This window comes from Mesorhizobium sp. B2-5-13 (genome assembly GCF_006440535.1).
Lineage (GTDB): Bacteria > Pseudomonadota > Alphaproteobacteria > Rhizobiales > Rhizobiaceae > Mesorhizobium > Mesorhizobium salmacidum.
Genome location: NZ_VFUI01000034.1, coordinates 24,712 through 33,282, shown reverse-complemented (window position 1 = coordinate 33,282; position 8,571 = coordinate 24,712). Strand labels below are relative to the sequence as shown.

At 65.3% G+C, this 8,571-nt stretch carries 7 protein-coding genes; all 7 read left to right on the top strand.

Translation table 11 applies throughout. From position 1 onward, the window contains the following. Positions 1-308: 308 nt before the first annotated feature. The 7 genes from FJ434_RS28370 (at position 309) to FJ434_RS28340 (ending at position 8,373) form a co-directional block, all read left to right on the top strand. Positions 309-1,202 carry a MurR/RpiR family transcriptional regulator gene (locus tag FJ434_RS28370; protein ID WP_140752754.1) on the top strand — a complete coding sequence of 298 codons (894 nt, stop codon included), beginning with the start codon at positions 309-311 and terminating at the stop codon, positions 1,200-1,202. A gap of 78 nt (positions 1,203-1,280) precedes the next feature. Then, entirely contained in the window at positions 1,281-2,063 is a 783-nt protein-coding gene (locus tag FJ434_RS28365) for an SDR family oxidoreductase (RefSeq protein WP_140752756.1), read from the top strand. Then, complete coding sequence (locus FJ434_RS28360; RefSeq protein WP_140752758.1) at positions 2,060-3,604, top strand: mannitol dehydrogenase family protein; 1,545 nt, start codon at positions 2,060-2,062, stop codon at positions 3,602-3,604. The genes FJ434_RS28365 and FJ434_RS28360 overlap by 4 nt, the downstream gene beginning before the upstream one ends. Positions 3,605-3,639: 35 nt before the next feature. Next, entirely contained in the window at positions 3,640-4,554 is a 915-nt protein-coding gene (locus tag FJ434_RS28355) for a sugar phosphate isomerase/epimerase (RefSeq protein ID WP_140752760.1), read from the top strand. Positions 4,555-4,645: 91 nt separating this feature from the next. Next, positions 4,646-5,680, top strand: coding sequence for an ABC transporter substrate-binding protein (locus FJ434_RS28350; RefSeq protein WP_140752762.1), 1,035 nt, complete (start codon positions 4,646-4,648; stop codon positions 5,678-5,680). A 180-nt stretch (positions 5,681-5,860) separates the two neighbouring features. Beyond that, positions 5,861-7,405 (top strand): sugar ABC transporter ATP-binding protein, encoded by a 1,545-nt coding sequence (locus tag FJ434_RS28345; RefSeq protein WP_140752764.1) that lies wholly within the window; start codon positions 5,861-5,863, stop codon positions 7,403-7,405. After that, a complete protein-coding gene (locus tag FJ434_RS28340) occupies positions 7,402-8,373 on the top strand; it encodes an ABC transporter permease (protein ID WP_140752766.1) in 972 nt (323 codons plus the stop codon). The genes FJ434_RS28345 and FJ434_RS28340 overlap by 4 nt, the downstream gene beginning before the upstream one ends. Positions 8,374-8,571: the final 198 nt, after the last annotated feature.

The window sequence follows — 8,571 nt, the reverse complement described above, 5'->3', positions numbered from 1 at the left end:
AAGCCTCCAAAGCAACGAAAATGGCCGCCCTCAATCCTCACAACAAGCCTCCCGCAATATTGCGCAACGGGCCCTCATCGGGGGAGATTTGCAGCGTTGATCGCGGCGCCCTTCCTGCAACGCTCATGGTTGGCGAAAGCATAGGCGACGTCCGATCTCCCCCCTTGAGGGGGAGATGTCCGGCAGGACAGAGGGGGCCTCGTAGAGCGCCCACTTTGAACCGTTTACATCCCTCTCCAAGACATCGCTTCGAACAGGATTTCCAATTTCCATATTGTAAAACGATCGTATCGCGCTAGCCTGAATTCATGAGCGGGGCGAGAAAACCATCCGGACGATCGAGTGCCGAGGAGGCCGCGACGCGCAAGCGCGGGCGTTCCCTGGCGGCGCTTGGCTATATACAGCCGCGAAACTATGAGGAGCTGCGCGCCGTGCTGTCTTCCGGCACGGTGCATTTTCCCAAGCGCCTGCGCCAGGTGGCGATCTTCCTGTGGCAGCATCCGAGCGAGGTGGCGTTCGGCACCATCGCCCAGGTGGCGGCGCAGGCCGGCGTGCAGCCCTCGACGCTGGTGCGCTTTGCCCAGATCTTCGGTTATTCCGGCTTTTCCGATTTCCAGGGTCTGTTCAAGGACCACATCAAGGGATCCTGGCCGGAAGGACGCGGCGAGCAGCGCGCCGAGACCGAGCCAAACGCTGCCCTGCATTTCCTGCACGGCATGGTCGCCGCCTCGCAGGCCTCGCTCGGCCGCATCGAAAGCGGCTTCGATGTCGAAAGCTTCGAGAAGATGGTGGGAACGCTGGCACAAGCGGACCTGATCTACGTCATCGGCTCCAAGCGCGCCTTCTCCGTCACCACCTACCTGTCGTTGACGCTTTCGCAGCAAGGCGTACGCAATGTGCTGGTCGACAATGTCGGCTCCACCGCGCTCGACCAGGTCGGCTGCATCGGCAGGCAGGATGCGGTGCTGGCGGTGTCCTTCAGCCCCTACAATTCGATCACGCCCGACCTCGTCGCGGTGGCGCACGAACGCGGCGCCCGCATCGTCACCATCACCGACAGCACCTTCTCGCCGCTGATCCGGCTCTCGGACAGCTGGCTGGAGGTGGTGGAATCCGACTTCGCCGGTTTCCGCTCGCTGGCGGCATCGCTGGCGGTCGGCATGGCGCTGGTCCAAGGCGTCGCCGCGCGCCGCGGCACATGAGGCGCTGCTGGCACAATTGACTAGCGGGAATTATCGTTCCATATTTCAAAAAATAGAAACTTTGTTCCGGGAGGAGGAATGGAGACCAGGCTCGACGGCAAGGTGATATTGGTCACCGGGTCGACGCAAGGCATCGGCCGCGCCATTGCCGAGACGCTGGCGCGTTCCGGCGCTGCTGGCCTGCTGATCACGGGGCGCGACAGCAAGCGCGGCAATGCCGTGGCGGCGGAGCTTTCGCGATTGGGTACGCCGACGCTCTTCGTCGCCGCCGACCTGGAGGATCCGGCAACCCCCGCCGCTCTGGCGCAGGCCTGCATCGACCACTTCGGCCGCATCGACGGCCTGGTCAACGCCGCCGGTCTGACCGACCGCGCCTCCTTTCTCGACGCGTCGTTGGACGACTGGGCGGCGCTGTTCGCGGTCAATGCGCGCGCACCCTTCTTCCTGATGCAGGCGGCGATCGGCGACATGAAGAAGCGCGGCCAAAGCGGGGCGATCGTCAACATCCTGTCGATCAACGCCCATTGCGGCTCGCCGGAGCTTGCCGTCTATTCCGCCACCAAGGGCGCGCTGGCGACGCTGACTAAGAATGCCGCCAACGCCCACCGCTTCGACCGCATCCGCGTCAACGGCATCAATGTCGGCTGGACCGACACCCCGGCCGAACGCATCATGCAGGCCGAGACGCTGGGCAACGGCCCGGGCTGGCTCGACGCCGCCAATGCCGCGCAGCCCTTTGGCCGGCTACTCAAGCCGGACGATATCGCCAACCTCGCCGTATTCCTGCTTTCCGACGCGGCCGGGCCGATGACCGGTGCGGTGATCGACCAGGAGCAGTCGGTGATCGGGGCGAACCGGTGAACGCCGCTTCGGCATCGCTGGAAACGCTCGGACCGGCCTTGCTTGGCCGGCTTCCGGCCATTGTCCAGACACCGGCCTATGACCGGGCGTCGCTGTCACCCGGCATGGCGCATCTTGGCGTCGGCGCCTTCCACCGCTGCCATCAAGCCGAATACACCGACGACCTCTTGTCGTTGCAATTCGACCGCTGGGGCATTGTCGGCATCAACATCCGCCCGCCCACCCTCGCCGACACGCTCGGCCGGCAACGCGGCCTCTACACCAGGCTGATACGCGAGAACGACCATGTCGAGGCGCGTATCATCGGCAGCATCGTGAAGGTGATCGACAGCCAGGACAGCGCCGCACCGGCGCTCACCGCGCTCGCCTCGCCCGACATCGAACTGGTGACGATGACGGTGACGGAAAAAGGCTATTGCCACATCCCGTCGAGCGGTGAACTCGACCTCGGCCATCCCGACATCGTCCATGACCTCGCCAACCCGGACACACCGCGCAGCGTGCCCGGCATCCTCACACGGGCGCTGGAGATGCGCCGGGCCACGCATGGCCGGAAGCTGACACTGCTCTCCTGCGACAACATTCCGACCAACGGCGTCATCCTGGAAAATGTGGTGCGGAGCTTTGCCGAGCGGCGCGGCAATGGTCTGACCGACTGGGTCGCCGCCAACGCCACCTTCCCTTCAGCCATGGTCGACCGCATAGCGCCGGCGGTGACGCAGCACGACCTCGATAGCGTCGAACAGTGGTTCGGCTACCGCGATGCCGCCGTCGCCGTCGGCGAACCGTTCCGGCAATGGGTGATCGAGAAAAAGTTCGCCGGCCGCGTGCCCCGCTGGGACCTGGCAGGCGCGACTTTCGTCGACGATGTCACGCCCTTCGAGCATCTCAAGATGCGGGTGCTGAACGGTGCGCAGACGACGCTCGCCACGCTCGGCGTACTGGCAGGGCTGGAACACACATTCGATACCATCGCCGACCCGCTGCTGTCGGTCTTCGTCAGGCGCATGCTGGTCGAGGAAACGCTGCCGACGCTGATGCCAGTGCCTGGCATGGAGCCGCTGGATTATGTCGACCAGAGCCTCGGCCGCTTGCGCAACACCGCCATCCGCCACCGCAACCACCAGATCGCCACCGATGGCTCGCAGAAGATCATCCAGCGCCTGCTCAACCCGATCCGCGACCGGCTGAACCAGGGGGCCAGCATCGGCTTTTTGTCGGTGCCGGTCGCCGGCTGGATGGCCTATCTGATCCTGGCCTCGGCCCGCTTCGGCAAACGCTGGCCGGTGTCGGATCCCTATGCCGGCAAGGTCGCGGCAATAGCCGACGCGACGGGCAACGATGCGCCGGCTCTGGCTTCCGCCATCCTGGCCATCGACACGATTTTCGATCCCGACCTTGCCGCAAACGAGACGTTCCGGCAGGCCGCGGCTTCGGCGCTTGGCGAACTGATGTCGGACGATCCGATGGCGGCAGTCCGTCACAGTCTCGAACAAGACGAGGTCGCGAGGTTGAAGCGATCCAAACAATCGGCATTATAGGCATCGATCGCGGGTTCGCGGTCAGGGGAGGCATGATGAAACTTGGACTGCTCACCGCACCGTTCGCGGAGACGCCGCTTGGCGAGGTCGCCGGCTGGGCAAGCTCCGTCGGCTTCGAGGCCTTGGAAATCGCCTGCTGGCCGAAAACCTCCGGCGCGACCCGCCGCTATGCCGGCACCAGCCACATCGACGCTGCCGGCACGTCGGCCTCGCAGGCAAAAGAGATTGCCGCCGCGCTGGCGGAAAAGAACATGTCCATCTCCGGCCTCGGCTATTATCCCAACCCGCTGCATCCCGATACCGCGCACCGCGAGGCGGTCATCGGCCACCTCAAAAAGGTCATCGTGCTGGCCGCAAACATGGGTGTCTCAGTGGTCAACACCTTCTGCGGCGGCGATGCGTCCAAGACCGTCGACGTCAACTGGCAGGACGCGCTGAAAGTCTGGCCTGAAATCGTCGCCCATGCGCGCGACCACGGGGTAAAACTCGCCTTCGAGAACTGCCCGATGATCTTCAGCTATGACGAATGGCCGGGCGGGCACAACATCGCCTACTCGCCGCAGGTCTGGCGCCGCATCCTGGAGAGCTGGGGCGGCGATGTCGGCATGAATTTCGATCCGTCACACCTGGTCTGGCAGATGATCGACCAAGCCCGCTTCATCAGGGAATTCGGCGCCTACATGCTGCATGTCCACGCCAAGGACCTGATGATTGATCATGATGGTTTGTACGAGCGCGGAATTTTGTCAGCCGGCATAGGCTGGCAGGTGCCGCGCATGCCGGGGCTGGGCGATGTCGACTGGAGCGGCTTCTTCTCCGGCCTCTATCGCGCCGGCTATGACGGATCGGTCATCATCGAACACGAGGACAGGCGATTTGAAGGCAGCGACGATCAGGTCCAGCGGGGCTTTCTGCTCGCCCGCGACGTGCTGCGTCCCTTTGTCAAGTGACGGGCATAGCGGGCCACTTGACTCTGTTTGTGAGTGGCGCGGCTTAACGGATTAAAACTGAACTGAAAAACAAATGTGGAGGAAGACTGAAATGAAGAAATATCTGACCATCGTCCCGCTGCTTGCCAGCGCGGCCCTGCTGGCCTCGGTGGGTGTGTCGTCCGCCGCCGGCAAATACACGATCGGCATTTCCAACACCGTGCAGGGCAATGGCTGGCGCGAAGAGATGGTGTGCGCCATGAAGGCGCAGGCGCTCGCCTCCGGCGAAGTGACCAAGCTCAACATCGCCCACCGCAACACCGATGCCGCCGGCCAGCTCGAGGACATCCGCAACCTGATCAGCGCCAAGGTCGACGCCATCGTCGTCAACCCCGCCGATCCGGCCGGCATCAAGGCCGGCCTGGAAGAAGCCACCAAGGCCGGCATCGTCGTCGTCGCCGTCGACCAGGCGGTCACCGAACCGTCGGCCTACATCATTTCCAACAACCAGGAACAATATGCCTATCTCGGCGCCAAATGGCTGTTCGGCCAGATGGGCGGCAAGGGCGAGGTGTTTTACATGCGCGGCGCAGCCGGTGCGTCCGCCGATAGCGATCGCGACAAAGGCTTCAAGAAGGCGCTGGCCGAATTCCCCGACGTGAAGGTCGCGCAGGAAGTCTTCACCGGCTGGCAGCAGGACCAGGCCAAGCAGCAGATGCTGTCGTTCCTCGCGACCGGCACGCCGTTCAACGGCGTCTGGACCTCCGGCATCGACAACGTCATCGTCGACGCGCTGGTCGAATCGCAGGCGCCGCTGGTGCCCGTCGTCGGCGCCGACAATGCCGGCTTCGTCGGCCAGCTGAGCTCGGTCAAGGGCCTCGTCGGCGCTGCCGTCACCAACCCCGGCTCGATCGGCGGTGCGGGTGTAACGCTCGCCCTGCAGATCCTCGACGGCAAGAAGCCAGCCCAGCAGACCGTGCTGGTCGACCCGCAGCTGTGGGACAACGCCACCGACGAAGGCAAGGCCAAGCTGAAGGCCGCCGCCGACCCGTCGCTCAGCCCGGAATGGCCGGTCTCGATCTCGATCCCGGACTGGACGACTTACACCAAGGACCAGATCGTCGCCTGCAAGGGCCCGGGGGAGTAAGCAGCGGTTTGAATTACGTGACGAGGACGGCGGGTCGCCTCCTCGTCATGCGAAGGTCGGCCTTCTACGTCGCCCCCCCTCTGTCCGGCAGGACAGAGGGGGGGCTCGTAGAGTGCCAACCTGTCAAAAGCAATTGAGCTCCTTCAAACATCTGAACAGCTTCACCGAGAACCACACGATTTGTCCAATCTCCTCCTCGACGCCACGGGCGTCGCCAAGAATTACGGCGCGGTTGCCGCCTTGCGTAACGCGTCGCTCTCCGTCCTGCCGGGCGAGGTGCACGCCTTGATGGGAGCCAATGGCGCCGGCAAGTCGACGCTGGTGAAGATCCTGACCGGCGCCATATCAGCCAATGCGGGCCGCATCCTGATCCGTGGCGAGGCGCGCGACATACGCTCGCCCGCCGCCGCGCGGCGCGCCGGGCTTTTGCCTGTCTACCAGGAGCCGTCGCTGATCCCCGATCTCGACGTGCTGTCCAATCTGCGGCTGACCGGCACGCCGGTCGAGCCGTTCCGCGCCTGGGTGCGCGAGCTCGGCATTCCTGACCTCGACCTGCGCGACACCGCGCGTGACATTCCGCTGGCCGTACTGCGCGTGCTCGACCTTGCCCGTGCGCTGGCCGTCGAGCCCGACGTGCTGCTGCTCGACGAGATGACGGCGGCACTGCCCGCCAACCTTGCCGAAAAAGTGCTGGAGGTGGTGCGCCGCCAGGGCGACGCCGGCCGCGCCGTGATCTTCATTTCGCACCGCTTCGTCGAAATCGCCGCACTATGCGACCGCGCCACGGTGCTGCGCGACGGCGCAACCGTCGGCGTCGTCGACATTGAACCGGGCGTGGAAGAAAAGATTGTCGAGCTGATGCTCGGCAGCCGCATCGTCAAGACCCATGTCGCCGGCCGCAGCGCCAGCGAGAAGGCCCGCCCCCCTGCCCGCCCGCGCATCGCCGTACGCAACCTGCGCGCCGGCACCAAGCTCAGCGACGTCTCCTTCGACCTCGGGGATGGCGAGGTCGCCGGCGTGGTGGCGCTGGAAGGCCAGGGCCAGGACGAGCTGTTCGCCGCCCTTGCCGGCTCGATCAAGCCATCGGGCGGCACGATCGAGGTCGACGGCAGCCCAGTGAAATTCGCCCACCCGATCGACGCCATCCGATCGGGGATCGCCTATGTACCGGGCGATCGGTCCGAGGCGCTCGCCATGCAGCGCTCGGTGCGCGAGAACATTGCGCTCCCCTTCAGCGCCGCCCTGCGCAACTGGGGACCTATTGCCATGCACAAGGAGCGCGCCACGGTGGCGAGCGCCATCCAGCGCCTGCAGATCGATACTCGCGCTCAGGGCGAGGTGCAACGCCTCTCCGGCGGCAACCAGCAGAAGGTGACCATCGCCCGCTGGATCGCGGCGGATGCCCGCACCATCCTGTGCTTCGACCCGACACGCGGCATCGATGTCGGCACCAAGCAGGAGATCTATAAACTGCTGCGCGAGCTCGCCGGCAATGGCAAGTCGGTGCTGTTCTACACCTCCGAACTCGAAGAGGTGCAGCGCGTCTGCGACCGCGTCATCGTCATCTTCGGCGGCCGCCTCGTCGATGTCTTCCCTGTCGAGGAAGCGGATGAACCGGCACTGATGCGCGCCGCCTACGGCCTGCCGCGCGGCGCCAAGGCCGATATCGGCATTTTGGCCGATCCCACCGCCAACACCTCCGATGCGCCGGGGGCGACGCCATGAGCCATTTCCTGCGTCGCCAGGGCTGGGTAACAGGCCTGTTTGCCCTGCTGATCGTTCTGTTCATCGCGACAAAACTGATCCAGCCCGGCTATGGCAGCGGCGATTTCGGCTCGCTGGCGCGGGCCGTGCTACCCTACGCCTTTGCCGTCGCCGCGCAGACCGTTGTCGTCATCGCCGGCGGCATCGACCTCTCGGTCGCCGCCATGATGGCGCTGACCAGCGTCACCGCCGCCTCGATGATGAACGGCGCCTCGGAGGAATACGCCCTGTTCGTGGTGCCTTTCGTGCTCGCCATGGGTTTTGTGCTGGGCGCGCTCAACGGGCTGCTCATCGTCGTCACCCGTGTGCCCGACATCGTGGTGACGCTGGCCATGCTGTTCCTGCTGCAGGGCGCTGCCCTTCTGGTGCTCGGCGCGCCGGGCGGCGCGGCCGCCGAATGGCTGAAGGCGCTGATCTCGGGCACCATGCCGATACCGGGCCTGCCCGATACCATCGACGCCTGGCTGCCCAAGGCGCTGCCGGTGCTGGTCGTCTGCCTCTGCGTGATCTGGATACCGCTGCGGCGTTCCCGCCTCGGCCTGTCCATCTACGCCATCGGATCGAGCGAACTGGCGGCGTTCCGCAGCGGCGTGCCGGTCGCCCGCACCAGGGTCATCGCCTATGCGTTGTCGGGCCTGTTCGCGGCCATGGGCGGGCTGGCGCTGACCATGAGCACCGGCATCGGCGCGCCCATCCCCGGCCCCTATCTGCTCGCCAGCGTCGCCGCGGTCGTGTTGGGCGGCGTAGCGCTCGGCGGCGGCAAGGGCGGCCTGCTCGGCCCCATCGTCGCCGTCTTCGTGCTGCGCCTGGTGCGCACCGATCTCACCTTGCTCGCCATCGACCCCAACGTCACCGCCATCATCGAAGGCCTGATCATGGTCGCCGTGGTGATGTTCGGCGCGTTTATTACGATGAGGGGGCGGCAATGATGAGTGGACATGAATTGACGCGCAGCGCTCTACGGCGCCCCCCTCTGTCCTGCCGGACATCTCCCCCTCAAGGGGGGAGATTGGCAGCTTTGGCGCCTCGCTCATTCTTGCAACGCCGACTATTGGCGAAAGCCGTCACGACATCCAATCTCCCCACTAGAGGGGGAGATGGCCGGCAGGCCAGAGGGGGGCGCCGTA

Coding starts and splice junctions, on each gene's coding strand:
- FJ434_RS28370 (WP_140752754.1), top strand. CDS start 309: ATGAGCGGGGCGAGAAAACCATCCGGACGATCGAGTGCCGAGGAGGCC.
- FJ434_RS28365 (WP_140752756.1), top strand. CDS start 1,281: ATGGAGACCAGGCTCGACGGCAAGGTGATATTGGTCACCGGGTCGACG.
- FJ434_RS28355 (WP_140752760.1), top strand. CDS start 3,640: ATGAAACTTGGACTGCTCACCGCACCGTTCGCGGAGACGCCGCTTGGC.
- FJ434_RS28350 (WP_140752762.1), top strand. CDS start 4,646: ATGAAGAAATATCTGACCATCGTCCCGCTGCTTGCCAGCGCGGCCCTG.
- FJ434_RS28340 (WP_140752766.1), top strand. CDS start 7,402: ATGAGCCATTTCCTGCGTCGCCAGGGCTGGGTAACAGGCCTGTTTGCC.